Source organism: Aeromonas sp. MdU4 (genome assembly GCF_041929505.1).
Lineage (GTDB): Bacteria > Pseudomonadota > Gammaproteobacteria > Enterobacterales > Aeromonadaceae > Aeromonas.
The window spans coordinates 68219-83627 of the sequence record NZ_JBHFMW010000006.1 but is presented as its reverse complement, the minus strand read 5'-3'; the positions used below and the strand labels follow the sequence as shown (position 1 = coordinate 83627).

Below are 15409 nucleotides of genomic sequence, written 5' to 3'. Positions count from 1 at the left end.
ACTGATGGAGCTTATTCGCGGCATTCACAATCTCAAGCCCCGTCACCGGGGATGTGTATTGACCATTGGCAACTTTGATGGGGTTCATCAGGGTCATCATGCGGTATTGGCTCGTCTCAGGGAGAAAGCGGCCCATTTGGGGTTGCCCGCCTGTGTCATGTTGTTTGAGCCACAGCCGCTTGAGCTGTTTGCCGGTAGCGAGGCGCCAGCGCGTCTGAGCCGGTTGCGGGAGAAATATGAAGCGCTCAAGGGGCTGCAGATCGACCGAATGCTCTGTGTGCGCTTCAGCCACCGTTTTGCCGAGCAAGCCGCTGCGACCTTTATCGAGCAGTTGCTGGTGGAGAAACTTGGCGTGCGTTATCTGGTGGTCGGCGACGATTTTCGCTTCGGCAAGGGGCGGGCAGGTGACTTCCACCTGCTGGAGGAGGCGGGCCGCCGCTTCGGTTTTGAGGTGATCAGCACCCAGAGCTTCCAGCTCGAGCGGCAGCGGGTCAGCAGCACCTTGGTGCGCGAGGCGCTCAAAGCGGGCCGGATGGCGGAGGTGGAACTGATGCTCGGCCGCCCTTACACCATTAGCGGCCGAGTGGCTCACGGCGACAAGCTGGGCCGCACCATAGGATTTCCTACCGCCAATCTGGCCCTCAAGCGCCAGGTGATCCCGGTTGGTGGCGTGTTTGCGGTGGAAGTGATATGTTCCGGCAAGACCTTCCCCGGTGTAGCCAATGTGGGTGTACGGCCGACCTTGAGCGGTACACAAGCCAGATTGGAAGTACATCTTTTTGATTTTTCTGGCGATCTATATGGTCAACAGGTCAAGGTGCTGCTTCGCCACAAGCTGCGCGAAGAGCAGAAGTTTGCCTCTTTCACTGCCTTGAAAGAGCAGATCGAACAAGATGCCCTGGCGGCCCGAGCCTGGTTCGGGCTGCCACAATTCAATTTACCCAGCACTCTTTTAGCAAAGAAGGGAACCCAGGACTGATGAGCGACTATAAACACACCCTGAATCTTCCGGAAACCGAGTTTCCGATGCGTGGCGATTTGGCCAAGCGCGAACCCAACATGCTCAAGCGTTGGTACGATCAGGATCTCTACGGCGCTATTCGCCGCGCCAAAGCGGGCAAGCCTTCTTTCATTCTGCATGATGGCCCCCCCTATGCGAACGGCAACATTCACATCGGTCACTCGGTCAACAAGATCCTCAAAGACATCATCATCAAGTCCAAGGGCCTCTCCGGTTTTGATTCCCCCTATGTGCCGGGTTGGGATTGCCACGGTCTGCCCATCGAATTGAAAGTGGAAGGCATGGTTGGCAAGCCGGGTGAGAAGGTCTCCGCTGCCGAATTCCGCGCCGAGTGCCGCAAATACGCCAAGACCCAGATCGAAGCGCAGAAGACTGACTTCATCCGTCTGGGTGTGCTGGGCGACTGGGAACATCCCTACCTGACCATGGATTTTGGCACTGAAGCCAACATCATCCGTTCCATGGCCAAGATCGTTGAAAACGGCCACCTGCACAAAGGCTCCAAGCCGGTGCACTGGTGTACCGATTGTGGCTCCGCGCTGGCTGAAGCCGAAGTGGAGTACTACGACAAGAACTCTCCATCCATCGATGTGCGTTTCAAGGCCGTCGATGAGGAAACCGTTGCTGCCAAGTTTGATTGCGCCGAAGGTCACACCGGCAAGGGCCCGCTCTCTGCGGTGATCTGGACCACCACTCCGTGGACTCTGCCTGCCAACCGCGCCATCGCCATGCACGCCGATCTGGATTACGCACTGGTGCAGGTGGAAGGGGAGCACCCCGAGCGTCTGATCTTGGCCGCTGAGCTGGTTAAGGACGTCATGGATCGCGCCGGTATCGAGAAGTTCCACAATCTGGGCTATGCCAAGGGCGCCGCGCTCGAGCTGCTGCGCTTCAACCACCCCTTCTACAGCTTCGACGTGCCGGTGGTACTGGGTGACCACGTCACTCTGGATGCCGGTACCGGCGCGGTACACACCGCCCCTGGCCACGGTCAGGAAGACTTTGTGGTCGGTCAGAAGTACGGTCTGGAAGTGGCCAACCCGGTTGGCAGCAACGGCGTTTACTTGCCGGATACCGAACTGTTTGCTGGCCAGCATGTGTTCAAGGCCAACGCCTCTGTGGTCGAAGTTCTGACCGAGCGTGGCGCGCTGCTGCATCACAAGGTGTTCAATCACTCCTACCCGCACTGCTGGCGTCACAAGACCCCGATCATCTTCCGTGCCACTCCGCAGTGGTTCATCAGCATGGAGCAGAAGGGTCTGCGCAAGCGCGCGCTGGAAGAGATCGAGCGTATCGAGCAAGACGGTATCAAACAGCACGGCCAGAGCGGCTGGGTTCCGGCCTGGGGTAAAAACCGCATTCAGGCGATGGTCGAGAACCGCCCTGACTGGTGTATCTCCCGTCAGCGTACCTGGGGTGTGCCTATCTCCCTGTTCGTCCACAAAGAGACTCAGGCGCTGCACCCGGAATCCGTGCGCCTGATGCACGAAGTGGCCAAGCGGGTTGAACAGTCCGGCATCCAGGCATGGTGGGATCTGGACAAGGCCGAGCTGCTGGGCAGCGACGCCGACATGTACGACAAGGTGCCTGACACCCTGGACGTCTGGTTTGACTCCGGTTCAACCCACTCCTCCGTGGTCGATGCCCGTCCCGAGTTCAACGGCAACCCGGCCGACATGTATCTGGAAGGCTCTGACCAGCATCGCGGCTGGTTCATGTCCTCCCTGATGATCGGCGTGGCGATGAAAGACAAGGCCCCGTACAACCAGGTGCTGACTCACGGCTTCACCGTGGATGGTCAGGGTCGCAAGATGTCCAAGTCCATCGGTAATGTGGTCAGCCCGCAGGACGTAATGAACAAGCTGGGCGCCGACATTCTGCGTCTCTGGGTAGCGAGTACTGACTACACCGGCGAGATGACTGTCTCCGACGAGATCCTCAAGCGCTCTGCCGATGCCTATCGCCGTATTCGCAACACCGCTCGCTTCCTGCTGGCCAACCTGAACGGCTTCAACCCGGCGACCGACATGGTTGCGCCTGCCGACATGGTGGTGGTAGATCGCTGGGCGGTGGGTCGTGCCAAAGCGGTACAGGCCGAGATCATGGCGGCATTTGACGAGTACAACTTCCACGGTGTGACTCAGAAGCTGATGCAGTTCTGCTCCATCGAGATGGGCTCCTTCTATCTGGATGTCATCAAGGATCGTCAGTACACCGCCAAGGCCGACAGCCTGGCCCGTCGCTCCTGCCAGACCGCCCTCTATCACATCGCCGAGGCCATGGTGCGCTGGATGGCGCCGATCATGAGCTTCACCGCCGATGAAATCTGGGCTCTGCTGCCGGGTGAGCGCGGTGAGTTCGTGTTCACCGAAGAGTGGTACGACGGCCTGTTCGGGCTGGAAGCCGGTGAAACCCTCAACGACAACTTCTGGGCCGAGATCCTCACCGTGCGCGGTGAAGTGAACAAGGCGCTGGAAGTAGCCCGTGGCGAGAAGCGCATCGGCGGTTCCCTGCAGGCTGAGCTGACCCTGTTCGCCAAGCCGGAACTGGCTGCGCGCCTGAATGCCCTGGCCGATGAGCTGCGCTTCGTGCTGCTCACTTCCAAAGCCAAGGTGGTGGTGGCTGACACTGCACCGGAAGGTTCTGTGGCGACCGAACGTGATGACCTGTGGCTGAGCGTGGCCCAGTCTGCTGCCGCCAAGTGCGACCGCTGCTGGCACCATGTGGAAGACGTGGGCACCATCGCGGGTCATGAAGAGATCTGTGGTCGCTGTGTGACCAACGTTGAGGGTGACGGCGAAACGCGTCAATTTGCCTGATGAACATGACTCAACATAAAAGTGGCCTGCGTTGGCTGTGGCTGGCAGTACTGGCCTTTGTACTGGACCAGGCGAGCAAGCTCGCCGTGGTCAAGTTGCTGCCATTTGGTTACCCGGGGGTGGAGATCACCCCCTTCTTCAATCTGGTTCACGTCTACAACAAGGGTGCTGCGTTCAGCTTTCTGGCTGATCAGGGGGGCTGGCAGCGCTGGTTCTTCGCACTGCTCGCCTTTGCCATTTGTGGATTGCTGATCCACTGGCTGCGCAAGCAGTCGGTGACCCAGCGTTGGAGCGGTATCGCCTATTCACTCATCATCGGTGGTGCCCTTGGCAACGTCTTTGATCGACTGGTGTTGGGCCATGTGGTCGACTTCCTCGACTTCTACTGGCAGCGTGCGCACTGGCCGGCATTTAACCTGGCTGACAGCTTTATCTTTATCGGGGCCGCCATGATTGTGCTGGACGGTTTCCGTGGTGAGAAAAAGGAGCAGGCATGAGCCAGCAGATCACCGCTAACAGCAGCGTGTTGTTCCACTTCTCCATCAAGCTGGAAGATGGTTCGGTTGCCGACAGCACTACGCTGCACGGCAAACCGGCTCGCCTGCGGATGGGCGATGGCAGCCTGACCCCGACCTTCGAGCAGTGCCTGCTGGGCCTGTGCGAAGGGGAGAGCAAGAGCTTCACGCTGGCGCCGGAGCAGGCATTTGGCCTCTCCAATCCCGACAACATCTACCATCTCGACCGTGCCAAGTTTGGCGCCGATGTGGAGCCAAAAGTCGGCACCATCATCCTGTTCGATCAGCCCAATGGCAGCGAGTTGCCGGGCATCATCCGGGCAGTGGCCGGGATGTCGGTGACGGTCGATTTCAACCATCCGCTGGCCGGTCATACCGTCACCTTCGAGGTGGAGATCCTGGGCGTTGATGATGAGGAGAAGGTGCACTAATGGATATTCTGCTCGCTAACCCTCGCGGTTTTTGCGCCGGTGTTGATCGCGCCATCAGCATTGTCGAGAGCGCGCTGGAGAAGTTCGGGGCCCCGATCTATGTCCGCCACGAGGTGGTGCATAACCGCTATGTGGTAAACAAGCTGAAAGAGGCGGGCGCTGTATTCGTCGAGGAGCTTGATGAGGTGCCGGATGACAGCATCGTCATCTTCTCCGCCCACGGCGTGGCCAAGACGGTGCGCGAGATGGCCAAGTCCCGCGCCCTCAAGGTATTCGATGCCACCTGTCCGCTGGTGACCAAGGTGCACATGGAGGTTCATCGTGCCAGCCGCAAGGGCTCTGAAGCTGTGCTGATCGGTCACGCTGGCCACCCCGAAGTGATCGGGACCATGGGGCAGTACGAGAATCGCGAAGGCGGCATGTATCTGGTGGAGACACCGGAAGATGTGGCCAGGCTCAAGGTGAAGAATCCGGATGATCTCTGCTTCGTCACCCAGACCACCCTGAGCGTGGACGAGACTTCTGACGTGATCGATGCGCTGCGCAAGCACTTCCCCAAGATCCAGGGGCCGCGCAAGGATGACATCTGCTACGCCACCCAGAACCGTCAGGATGCGGTACGGGAGATGGCGGGGCTGGTGCAGGCCATGCTGGTGGTGGGGTCGCGCAACTCCTCCAACTCCAACCGCCTGCGGGAGCTGGCCGAGAAGGTGGGCGCCAAGGCCTACCTCATCGACGATGCCTCCATGATTGATGCCAGCTGGTTGGAAGGGGTAACGGCGATCGGCGTGACTGCTGGCGCCTCCGCCCCCGAGGTACTGGTGCAATCCGTCATCACTCGTCTGCGCGAGCTGGGTGGCAAGGTGGTTGCTGAGCACCCTGGCCGCGAAGAGAACGTCGTCTTTGAGGTTCCTCCCGAACTTAGAATCATTTGAGTGATGCCAGCAAGGCTTAAGAATAAAGTGCAATGATATTGACGCCGGGTTTGTTCTAGTGACAGGCTCGGCGTTAAACTTATGAAGCAGTCTGTCACCAAGGATGGGATATGATTGGATACTTTCGTGGCTTTTCCCTTATTGAGCTGATGATTGTCGTCGCCATTGTGGCGATTCTTGGCACCATCGCTTACCCCTCTTATCAGCAATACCTGCTGACCAGTCATCGTGTTGATGCCAAAAAGATGCTACTTGATGCTGCCAATCGGCAAGAGAGCTATTTTATGGACTTCAATCAGTACGCGTCATCGGCAGCGGCACTCAATATCTCCGAAAATTCAGACTCCGGCTTTTACCATCTGGTTATTTCTGCTGCTGCTAGCACTTATACGCTGACAGCGACGGCTTCTGGTGCGCAGGGCTCTGACCAAGACTGCATCATTTTCTCCGTCGATCAAAATGGCACCAAAAGCGCAAAAAATATCAGCAATGCAACCAACAATAGTTGTTGGAACTAGGCCATGAAACACAGCGGTTTTGATGGTATTCCCACCGGTTTCAGCCTGCTTGAAGTGATGATTGCTGCCGTCGTGCTCTCTTTTGGCTTGCTGGGACTGGTCGCCATGCAGGCACAATCCAAATTCTCAGGATACGAGGCGAGACAACGCACCATTGCCAGTTGGCTGGCAAACGACATGGTTGAGCGGATCAAGGTCAATCGGGCTATCTGGGAGGTACAGGCCAGTAATACCTGGATCGTCAGCTCGAGTACATCGTCGCTGCCATCCTGTGCCAATGCCAATGGCACCATGAGCAACTGCAGCGATGCAAATATGCTGGCGCTCGACCTCTACTATTGGCGTCAGTCACTAATAGGCAGTGCCGCATCGGGGGCCGGGTCTACGCTGAATAATCCTGTTGGCTGCATCATTAAAGGGGCGAGCAATTCACTGACTGTTGCCATTTTTTGGGCGGGGCGCAAGGCCTCCCATGATGGCTCGAGTGCTCTCGCATTAGCCACGACCAATGCATGCGGCATATCCGGGGTCGACTTGACGAGGCGTCAATACGTATTGACGACCACCTTATGAACAGCCGCGGTTTTACCTTGGTTGAATGGCTGATTGCTATGGTGATCGGCGTGTTTCTGCTGGGTGGTGTGCTTAGTGTGTTTGTTGCTTCCCGTACGACCTCCGAAGACGCATTTGATCAGAGCGAGTTACAGGAAAATGGCCGTCTGGCGATGCGTCTGATAGCCCAAGACCTTAAGTGGGCAGGTTTCTGGGGTGATTATACCGGTATGCCGATGCAGTTGAACTCCGGGGTAACCATCACTTCAGGGGCAGCTGTTACCTCTAGCAAAGATTGTTTGGATGAGCGTAGTGAAGGAAGTTTCCCCTCAGCATCAGCTCCTGTACGTAGTATATGGGCGACACATATTGATGCTAACAAGTTGACCACAGGCAATGCATTCGGCTGTATTACATCGGTCAACAGGGTTGCGAATTCAGATATCATTAGTATTAAACGATTGATCGGTTTCCCCTTGGCAGACAGCGCACTCTCTGCAAACAGATTCTATATGGCAACGACTCCCCAGTCGGCTGTTATATTTCGCGGAAATGAAGCCCCACCTGACAGTACAGCTATGCCAAACAGGCAGTTATGGGAGTATCAGCACTATATCTACCATATTGTTGATAATAGTGGCGTCCCTGAGCTGCATAAGCGAATGCTTACTGCCAATGATGGTTCATGGGATATTTCCGGTGCGCTTGCGCAAGGTATAGAAAGAATAACATTGCTATACGGTATAGATACCAGTGCTGTTCCAGATGGACGAATAGACAAATATGTTGATATTAACACTGTAGCGAGTGACGAGTGGAATGAAGGACGTGTCATAGCTGCCCGTCTATTTATTCTTGTTCGCTCTCTGCAAGCATCATCAAAATATATAAATAACAATACATATCAGGTTGGCAATATTCAGGTGGCGGGTAGCGGTGATGGTTTTAGACGATTGCTTCTGGAGACATCCATCGCACTGCGAAACCCGGCAGCGATTGCAGGAGGTGGCAAATGAGACGAACCAGAGGTGTTGCGTTGATTGTAGCCTTGGTCATTCTGGTGCCACTTACTTTGATTGCTGTTGTGATGATGCAGTCCAGTGGCGTTGATCTCAAAATGGCGGGGGCTGCGGCCAGTTTGCAGCAAGCTGAGCATCGGATTGAAGGGATGATAGAGAGTGCATTATCGCAAGCTGGCTTGTCGAGCAAGATTGCGACTATGGGAGTCAGCTCTGCAATCTCGGTTAATGGCAACACCATGAATATGGAGCGCCGTGGTGAAAGTGTCTGCAAGCGAAAAGTGGATGCCAGTAGCCAGAATGTTATTCCCTCTTGTCGTTATGTTGAGCTACAGGCAGCGGCGACCTATGGCAAGAATAGTCGTGCAATGAATTGGACAGCTGGGGTAGAGCAGCCCCTGCTAAAGGCGGAATAGGAGCATAGGATATGCGCGAATATGGACGAGCCTTGCTGCTTTGCACGGTAATGGCGGCCATGCCGGTCTTGGCAAGCAGTAGTTATTCTGATGATACGGAGCTGTTCATCTACGATTTTTCCAAAGCTGGCGACTTCAGACCAAAAATACTGATTATTTTCGATAATTCGGGGAGTATGAGCTCTACCATGGATGTGGTTAGAGAGGCTTATGACCCAAACACTGTATATCCAGCGCTCAGCAATGATCCAGACACTGGAAATAGTAAAAAATACATCTACTTTTCCACGGATGGCACAGTTCCCTCAATCACCAACACCCAGCGATTTAAAGATAGTATAAATGCCTGCGCATCCTCCAAAGCACCATTGTCTACAGTCGGTTATTTTCAGTCTCAAGTATGGAGTTACAATTACTCCAGCTATTCAGGTAGTACACCGAGACAGGGGACATGGGGTACTGTCTCTGGCCGTACCGAATCTAATATTGTATTGGTTGATTGCAAGCAAGATATTCTTGCTAGTAATAACAGCAATCCTTATTCAGGGCCGAGCTTGGTTGTTGGTAGTATATCTAATGGTTATCCTGTTAATAAAACATCAAATAGTAGTGGCTTATGGTATTACACAACAAATATTAGCAATGCTGCTGCGGGGAGCAATACTGCTGTTACATTGTATAGTGCAAACTACATCAGATGGTATTATGGCCCAACCGGGCATAGTACTCCATCACGACTTCAGGTCGCCAAAGATGCGGTAAAGGGGCTTATCTCTTCAACACCGGGAGTTGATTTTGGATTAGCAGTTTATAATTACAATGATAGTAATGGAACAAAAAATGGTGGGCGTATCGTTCGCCGTATTCTCAGCAATGATACTGATATGGGGAACGGTGTTACTGCAGAGAAAAATATATTGTCAACTATAGATAGCTTGGGGGCAGAAACCAATACGCCGCTATGTGAAACACTATATGAAGCATATCGTCTATTTGGCGGCCTTTCGATATATTATGGAGATGACGACAGTTCACGCACACCGACTCGAGATACTCTGGCGGAAAATCCTGTCGGTACATATAAAGCCCCTTATGATAAATGCTCAAATAATGGCTATGTTATCTATATAACCGATGGTGAGCCAACTCAGGATACCAACGCAAACACATTAGTGCAGGGATTGTTAAGTAATCTTAATGCAACTGAAAAGGCTGCATATGGTACAACCGTTGGATATGGTAGCAGCGGCAGCACCAGTTATATTGCTGCTTTGGCTGGTTATATGAAAAACAAGGATATAAATCCCGGATCACCCGGAGTACAGACCGTTACGACATTTACTGTTGGATTTGGTGATGATGCAGTTACTGGTGCGGGCAACTTGTTAGCTGAAACTGCTCGCCGTGGGGGAGGGCTCTATTATCCTGCGACCAGTGCCGAAGCACTCAGTCAGGCACTAAAGTCATCTTTACTTGCCATACTTCGCATAAATACATCTCTGGTCTCTCCCGCCATCGCAACAAATAATTTTGACCGTACGCGAAGCTTGAATAATATATACTACGCAATGTTTGAGCCTGATACTGGCCCGCGATGGAAAGGCAATCTTAAAAAGCTGATTCTATCAGATAAAGGATATGTTGTTGATACAACAACGTTACCTGCGATAAAAAGTGATGGCACAATTCTGGAGAATGCCAGAACTTTTTGGTCATCAGAAGACGACGGTAATCAGGTTGCAAAAGGTGGTGTGCAGGAGATGCTTGCAGATAAAAGCAACCGCAATATTTATCTAATTAATGACAAGGCATCACCAAAACGTCTGGATAGTTTTACCCGCAGCAATGCCCAAACAATGGCTGGCAGTGCCGAGGTGCTACGCTCCCTGATGCAGCTATCTGACGTATCTGAACTGGATAATATGTTCAGTTGGATCACTGGTAGTGATGTCGACAATGAAGATAACGACAGCAGCACTACAATCAGGAAATATATATTAGGTGATCCCCTGCACTCCAGACCTTTGGTCATCAACTACGGTTGTACTGTTGGACAAGGACAGACTAGTTGTACTCCTGACTTGCGTATTGTCATGGGAACCAATGCCGGTTTTCTGCATATGTTCAAGGATCTTGGATCATCTGTTGATGAAACCTGGGCCATGATGCCTTATCCACTTTTAGCCACTCAAAAAGCGTTACGACAAAATGATGAGTCATCTGCTCACGTATTTGGTGTGGACTCATCTCCCGTTGCACTCATCAAGGATGCCAACCAGAATGGTGTAATAAAAGCATCAGAGAGCGATTATGTCTGGATGTTTGTCGGGTTGCGTGGTGGCGGTAAAAACTATTATGCCTTTGATATCACAAATCCTAATGCTCCAACCCTGAAATGGTCGATTACCCCTGATTCGAGTGGTTTTTCCCAGCTGGGGCAGACCTGGTCAGTTCCTGAGGTAGCTTTTGTTCCTGGGGTTACCGAACCGGTGGTGATTTTTGCCGGGGGTTATGATTTGAATAAAAGCCCCCTCGGACTGGGCAGTTCTGATAGTAGCGGAGCAGGTATTTACATAGTGAATGCCAATACAGGGGCCCTTGTCTACAGTGCAACGCCTGCAGCTAATAGTCCGACTAATTTACAAGTCAGTACTATGCTGGACAGCATGCCAGGCTCAGTGGCAACACTGGATAGTGATGGCGATGGTAAGATAGATCGCATTTATGCAGGGGATACCGGCGGGAATATATGGCGAATGGATTTGCCGAATGCCACTAAAACAGATTGGAGTGTATTCAAATTTGCCAGCCTGGGTTCAGATACACAACAAAGTGAGGATCGGCGTTTCTTCACTCAACCCGTATTGGTAAGAACAATCAATAAGGGATGGGAGGTAAAAAATAGCCAGTATGTTTATAGCGAGCGCCCCTTTGATGCGCTCTTGATTGGCTCTGGAGACCGTAACCGTCCATCATCAGAATCGACAGTCAATAATGCCTACTTTATGCTGCGGGACTATCAGGTTGTTCCCAAATCTTATCGCGCAGTTACCCCGCCATCGGCGATCACTATTGATCAACTCTACGATGTAACAACAGACCCCTTCCTTGGTAAAACTGATACGGAGATATTGACGTTCAAGAAAACACTAACCAGCAAGATGGGGTGGAAATATTGGTTGGATGCAACAGGAGAGAAGTCGATGGGAGCAGGGGTTGTGCTGCAGGGTAAGCTCTATTTCACCTCGTTCTTGCCACAAGTACAGTCTTTCCAGGAGTGTACCATCCAATCGATAGGGGCCATGCGTCAATACATGGTCGATATGCACTATGGCACCTCATTCCGCTATACGGTCGATCAGGCGGGTAATCAGTCCCCGGAACGATATGTTGAGGTAAATAATAAAGTTGCCGATGATCTTGTTGTACATGCTGGTGATGATGCCAAGATCCGTATTATCGGTGGGGCTCCGGGTGAGGAGGTTATCCTGAAAAATGATGGGAATAATCAGCCAACTCGTTGTACCGGGGCGGGGGAATGTTCCGAGGGGGCCGATGAGGCAGAAATGGATATGACTCCTAAGAAAATATACCTCTACGAGGATGAACCCCAATGAGAGTAATTATGTTATTGACTCTGCTGGGCATGGGTTGCGCCTATGCCGCGGTAGACCGGAAGTGTTATGTCGAGCTGGAAAATGGTGTAAATGTTGTGCTGCAGGGGGCGATCCCGGATAACCAAAAGCCTGAAATTGTTTTTAAAGAGAAAGGTTTTGAGGTGGATGGGCAGGTATTGATGGTTAGCAAAGTACTGGAATGTCAGCCTGTTGACCGACCATTCACTCTTGAATCTGCACGTAAACAAGAGAAAGAACAGCCAAGATAGCAGTAGTGCAATATGGTTGACTCAAGGACAGATTGTGGTTGTATCTGTCCTGCTGCTGCGGCCGGAGACAGCAATAACCAGATCAATCTCCGGTTCTTGGCTCACACACACTTTGATCGTCATATTGGTGCCCAGACTGGTGCCGTCAGGAGCAAAGAGGATTCGTGTTCTTGTCGAAGTGATCGTGGCGCTGGATGAGAAGGTTGGCGTACGTGCCAACTCGGTTTCACCATTATCAAGTTGTGAGTTGTTGTTGGTATCAACAAATACCAATAACTGTGTTGAATTACTGGAAACGCACTGGCTTGCGTTGTTGATGAGACATGCAGATACGGTTTGTTGCTCGCTGATTGCCTCGTTACGAGCGAAGCGCAAGTGCTTTATCAGCCGCTCACTTTCATAGTTAGCTGTGTTTTCTTTGAGCAGATCGCTGAGGGCTGGGATGCCAATGGCGAGCAGTATGACCCCCAATGCAATGGCTATCATCAGCTCCAGCAAGGTAAATCCGTGTTGTTTCATGGTGGCCTGAGGTGTGTCGTTCCGTGACTACTTACAGCTTATCCCTCCCACTGATTGCTGTCACATGGTTAAGCCAGTCTTGAACTGGCAGATTGCCCACCTTTTCTTTATTATTCCCCATCATTTCTGATTTTAAGACCCATTGCCATGGCAAAAGCCCTCTCTCTGATGCTTGCCCAGATGAATCTTACGGTAGGCGCCATCGAAGAAAACTGTGACAAGGTGCTCGCTGCGGCTGCTCAAGCCGAACAGCAAGGTGCCGATCTACTGGTCTGTTCCGAGTTGGCCCTGACCGGTTATCCACCGGAAGACCTGCTGCTGCGCGCGGACCTGATGATCCGGGTGGAGACTGCTCTGGCCCGCATCGCAGCATGGCAGGGGGCTTGCGCGATCCTGGTGGGTCACCCCTGGCGCGATGGTAAGGAGCTCTACAACGCCGCCTCTCTCTATGAACAGGGGAAACTGGTCGCACGCTACTTCAAGCAGGACTTGCCCAACTACGGTGTGTTTGACGAAAAGCGTTACTTCACTGCGGCCACAGGGACCTGCGTGGTGCCGTTCCGTGGCTATCAGCTGGGGCTGCTCATCTGCGAAGACCTCTGGCAGCCGGGGCCTGCACTGGCTGCTAAGGCTGCGGGAGCCGAGTTGCTGCTTACTATTAATGCCTCGCCTTACGATCAGGAAAAACCTTGGATCCGCCGTGAGTTGATGGTGGAGCGCTGCGATCAGACCGGCTTGCCGCTGGTCTACCTCAATCAGGTGTGCGGTCAGGATGAGCTGATTTTCGATGGCTGCTCCAAGGTGTTCAACAGCCAGGGCGAGCTAACCCACAAGTTGGCTCCGTTTGCCGAAGAGCTGGCGCTGGTGCGCTTTGCTGATGGCCAGCCAGTTAAAGAGCTGGAACCCGCTGCTCCACTGGAGCCGTTGGCCGAGACCTATCAGGCCCTGGTGTTAGCGGTACGCGACTACGTCACCAAGAACGGTTTCCAGGGCGCGGTGCTGGGGCTGTCCGGCGGCATCGATTCGGCGCTTACGCTGGCTATCGCGGCCGATGCCATCGGCGCTGACAAGGTACAGGCGGTGATGATGCCGTTCCGTTACACCGCCCAGATGAGCGTGGAAGATGCCAAGGAGCAGGCCGAGCGGATGGGGGTGGAGTTCAACATCATCTCCATCGAGCCGATGTTTGAAGGGTTTATGGCCCAACTTGCGCCGCTGTTTGAAGGCACCGCCCGCGACACCACCGAAGAGAACCTGCAGGCACGTTGCCGCGGCGTGCTGCTGATGGCACTTTCCAACAAGCGTCGTCGCATCGTGCTGACCACCGGCAACAAGAGCGAGATGGCGGTTGGCTATGCCACTCTTTATGGCGATATGGCCGGTGGCTTCGATGTGCTGAAAGATGTGCCCAAGACGCTGGTCTTCAAGCTGTGCGAATATCGCAACTCAGTCGACTACGTGATCCCGCAACGGGTTATCGACCGCCCGCCTTCGGCAGAATTGGCGCCGGATCAAGTGGATCAGGACAGTCTGCCGCCGTACGACATCCTCGATGCCATCCTCAAGCGCTACGTCGAGGAGGATGCGTCTGTAGCTGATATGGTGGCGGAGGGCTTCGAGGAAACGGTGGTGCGCAAGGTGATCCGCCTGGTGGATCTCAACGAATACAAGCGCCGTCAGGCGGCGGTCGGGCCCCGTATTACGGCTCGCAACTTTGGTAAGGATCGCCGTTACCCCATTACATCCGGGTTCGGCAAACAGAACTGGTAAGGAGTCACCATGAAGAAGATTGAAGCCATCATCAAACCGTTCAAGCTGGACGATGTGCGCGAGGCCCTGGCCGAGATCGGCATCAACGGCATGACCGTCTCCGAAGTCAAAGGCTTCGGTCGTCAGAAAGGTCACACCGAGCTCTATCGCGGCGCCGAGTACATGGTCGACTTTCTGCCGAAAGTGAAAGTGGAGCTGGTGGTGCAGGACGAGGATCTCGATGCCTGTCTGGAAGCGATCCAGAACACCGCCCGCACCGGCAAGATTGGTGACGGCAAGATCTTCGTTTGCGAGGTGGAGCGTGTTATTCGTATCCGTACTGGCGAAGAGAACGAAGACGCTATCTGATGTTGTTTTTGCCTCGTTATGTTCAGGAGAGCAAAACAAATTCTGCTCTGATGTCCCGGAAACGCCTCGTGGCGGCAGCTGGTCTGCTGACTCTTCTTACCGCCTGTAGTACCCGTCCACCGGCCGAGCCGGAAAACCTGTGCCAGATCTTTCGCGAGAAACCGGAGTGGCACAAGGCGGCGCTCAAGATGAACGAGAAGTGGGGGACGCCGATCCATGTGGTGATGGCCATGATGTATCAGGAGTCCTCCTTCGTACACGACGCCCAGCCGCCGATGGAGTATTTCCTCTTTATTCCGACCGGGCGGGCCAGTTCGGCTTATGGCTATGCCCAGGTGAAAGACGAGACCTGGGCTGATTACCAGCGAGAGACCGGCAATAGCTGGAGCGATCGCGATGACTTTGCCGACGCCATCGATTTTATGGGCTGGTACACTAACAAGGCTCAGCGGCTCAATGGTACCTCCAAGTGGGATGCCTATGGCCAGTATCTCAATTATCACGAAGGGTGGGGTGGCTACCGGCGTGGCAGCTACCGTAGCAAGGGATGGCTGATGAAGACATCCCGCAAGGTAGAGGCTCGTGCCCAGCGCTACGGCGCCCAGTATCGACAATGCAAGGATCAGCTCTCCCGCGGGGGCTGGTTCTGGTAACCCAATC

Annotated in this window: 15 protein-coding genes; 14 read left to right on the top strand and 1 reads right to left on the bottom strand. The window is 53.6% G+C overall.

Annotation, left to right across the window (positions count from 1 at the left end; genetic code table 11):
* Window positions 1-4 precede the first annotated feature (4 nt).
* The 11 genes from ribF (at window position 5) to tapY2 (ending at window position 12112) form a co-directional block, all read left to right on the top strand.
* On the top strand, window positions 5-979 hold the full coding sequence (ribF, locus tag ACE1BR_RS04040) for a bifunctional riboflavin kinase/FAD synthetase (protein WP_374868061.1): 975 nt from the start codon (window positions 5-7) through the stop codon (window positions 977-979).
* A complete protein-coding gene (ileS, locus tag ACE1BR_RS04035) occupies window positions 979-3840 on the top strand; it encodes an isoleucine--tRNA ligase (RefSeq protein ID WP_374867834.1) in 2862 nt (953 codons plus the stop codon). The genes ribF and ileS overlap by 1 nt, the downstream gene beginning before the upstream one ends.
* Window positions 3840-4337, top strand: a complete 498-nt coding sequence (gene lspA / locus ACE1BR_RS04030) for a signal peptidase II (protein WP_042059689.1) — start codon at window positions 3840-3842, stop codon at window positions 4335-4337. Before ileS ends, lspA begins: the two co-directional genes overlap by 1 nt.
* Window positions 4334-4786, top strand: a complete 453-nt coding sequence (fkpB, locus tag ACE1BR_RS04025; RefSeq protein ID WP_139707732.1) for an FKBP-type peptidyl-prolyl cis-trans isomerase — start codon at window positions 4334-4336, stop codon at window positions 4784-4786. Before lspA ends, fkpB begins: the two co-directional genes overlap by 4 nt.
* Window positions 4786-5721: a 4-hydroxy-3-methylbut-2-enyl diphosphate reductase gene (gene ispH, locus ACE1BR_RS04020; protein ID WP_374867832.1), complete on the top strand. Its 936-nt coding sequence runs from the start codon at window positions 4786-4788 to the stop codon at window positions 5719-5721. The genes fkpB and ispH overlap by 1 nt, the downstream gene beginning before the upstream one ends.
* Window positions 5722-5831: 110 nt before the next feature.
* Window positions 5832-6239, top strand: coding sequence for a type IVa pilus pseudopilin TppA (tppA, locus tag ACE1BR_RS04015; RefSeq protein ID WP_374867830.1), 408 nt, complete (start codon window positions 5832-5834; stop codon window positions 6237-6239).
* 3 nt (window positions 6240-6242) lie between these two features.
* Window positions 6243-6812 (top strand): type IV pilus modification protein PilV, encoded by a 570-nt coding sequence (pilV, locus tag ACE1BR_RS04010; protein WP_374867828.1) that lies wholly within the window; start codon window positions 6243-6245, stop codon window positions 6810-6812.
* Window positions 6809-7807 (top strand): PilW family protein, encoded by a 999-nt coding sequence (locus ACE1BR_RS04005; RefSeq protein ID WP_374867826.1) that lies wholly within the window; start codon window positions 6809-6811, stop codon window positions 7805-7807. The genes pilV and ACE1BR_RS04005 overlap by 4 nt, the downstream gene beginning before the upstream one ends.
* On the top strand, window positions 7804-8226 hold the full coding sequence (locus ACE1BR_RS04000; RefSeq protein WP_374867824.1) for a PilX N-terminal domain-containing pilus assembly protein: 423 nt from the start codon (window positions 7804-7806) through the stop codon (window positions 8224-8226). The genes ACE1BR_RS04005 and ACE1BR_RS04000 overlap by 4 nt, the downstream gene beginning before the upstream one ends.
* Window positions 8227-8237: 11 nt before the next feature.
* Window positions 8238-11843: a pilus assembly protein gene (locus tag ACE1BR_RS03995; RefSeq protein WP_374867822.1), complete on the top strand. Its 3606-nt coding sequence runs from the start codon at window positions 8238-8240 to the stop codon at window positions 11841-11843.
* Between the two features lie 8 nt (window positions 11844-11851).
* Window positions 11852-12112 carry a type IVa secretion system protein TapY2 gene (gene tapY2, locus ACE1BR_RS03990; RefSeq protein WP_374867820.1) on the top strand — a complete coding sequence of 87 codons (261 nt, stop codon included), beginning with the start codon at window positions 11852-11854 and terminating at the stop codon, window positions 12110-12112.
* A 21-nt stretch (window positions 12113-12133) separates the two neighbouring features.
* Here the strand turns inward: tapY2 and ACE1BR_RS03985 are convergent, their stop codons facing one another.
* On the bottom strand, window positions 12134-12631 hold the full coding sequence (locus ACE1BR_RS03985; protein ID WP_374867818.1) for a GspH/FimT family pseudopilin: 498 nt from the start codon (window positions 12629-12631) through the stop codon (window positions 12134-12136).
* A 147-nt stretch (window positions 12632-12778) separates the two neighbouring features.
* Here ACE1BR_RS03985 and ACE1BR_RS03980 point away from each other — a divergent pair, with 147 nt between their 5' ends.
* Genes ACE1BR_RS03980 through ACE1BR_RS03970 form a run of 3 tightly spaced genes read left to right on the top strand, consistent with a single transcriptional unit; the run spans window position 12779 to window position 15402 of the window.
* Complete coding sequence (locus ACE1BR_RS03980) at window positions 12779-14401, top strand: NAD+ synthase (RefSeq protein WP_374867816.1); 1623 nt, start codon at window positions 12779-12781, stop codon at window positions 14399-14401.
* Between the two features lie 9 nt (window positions 14402-14410).
* Window positions 14411-14749 carry a nitrogen regulatory protein P-II gene (gene glnB, locus ACE1BR_RS03975; protein WP_005308848.1) on the top strand — a complete coding sequence of 113 codons (339 nt, stop codon included), beginning with the start codon at window positions 14411-14413 and terminating at the stop codon, window positions 14747-14749.
* A 50-nt stretch (window positions 14750-14799) separates the two neighbouring features.
* A complete protein-coding gene (locus ACE1BR_RS03970) occupies window positions 14800-15402 on the top strand; it encodes a transglycosylase SLT domain-containing protein (RefSeq protein WP_069554436.1) in 603 nt (200 codons plus the stop codon).
* Window positions 15403-15409: the final 7 nt, after the last annotated feature.